The organism is Bradyrhizobium cosmicum (assembly GCF_032290525.1).
GTDB lineage: Bacteria > Pseudomonadota > Alphaproteobacteria > Rhizobiales > Xanthobacteraceae > Bradyrhizobium > Bradyrhizobium cosmicum_A.
Genome location: NZ_JASXTA010000075.1, coordinates 1 through 757, shown reverse-complemented (window position 1 = coordinate 757; position 757 = coordinate 1). Strand labels below are relative to the sequence as shown.

General features: G+C 60.6%; 1 pseudogene. It reads left to right on the top strand.

The annotated features are described in order from the left end of the window. Positions 1-742: pseudogene (locus tag QSV46_RS39080) on the top strand (IS630 family transposase); the annotation flags it as partial. Positions 743-757: the final 15 nt, after the last annotated feature.

The window sequence follows — 757 nt, the reverse complement described above, 5'->3', positions numbered from 1 at the left end:
CATGCGGCCTGGCTGTCGCAGCGGATCAAGGGCGGCGATTTCACAATACGTGGGCTCGTTGCCGAGCTTGCCGGCCGCGGTCTAAAGGTCGACTATCACTCGGTCTGGGACTTCGTGCACGCCGAGAAGCTCAGCTTCAAAAAAAAGCGTGGCGGCTGGCGAACGCGATCGTCCAGAGGTCGCGCGGCGGCGAGCCCAGTGGGCAAAGTATCAAGACCGCGTCGGAGCTGAACGGCTGGTCTTCATCGACGAGACCTGGACGCGGACCGATATGGCCCCCTTGCGGGGATGGGCGCCACGCGGGTGCAGACTTCACGCCAAGGTTCCCCACGGCCGCTGGAAGACCATGACCTTCCTGGCGGCATTGCGCTGTGATCGGATCGATGCGCCGTGGTTCATCGAGGGGCCGATCGACGGCGCGAGCTTTCGCACCTATGTCGAGAAGGTTCTGTTGCCTGTCCTTCGACCCGGCGATATCGTCGTGTTGGACAACCTCGGCAGCCACAGGAGCAAGGCAGTTCGCCAGCTCATCCGTTCGGTCGGTGCCAAACTGTTCTTCCTGCCAAAATATTCGCCCGACCTGAACCCGATCGAACAGGTCTTTGCCAAGCTCAAGCACCTGCTCCGAAAAGCCGCCGCGCGAACCGTCGATGCAGTCTGCGCGGCAATTGGCCAGGCACTCGACGCTTTCACACCCGAGGAATGCGCCAACTATCTCAAAAATTCAGGCTATCGAACTTAATGCCATCACGCTTTA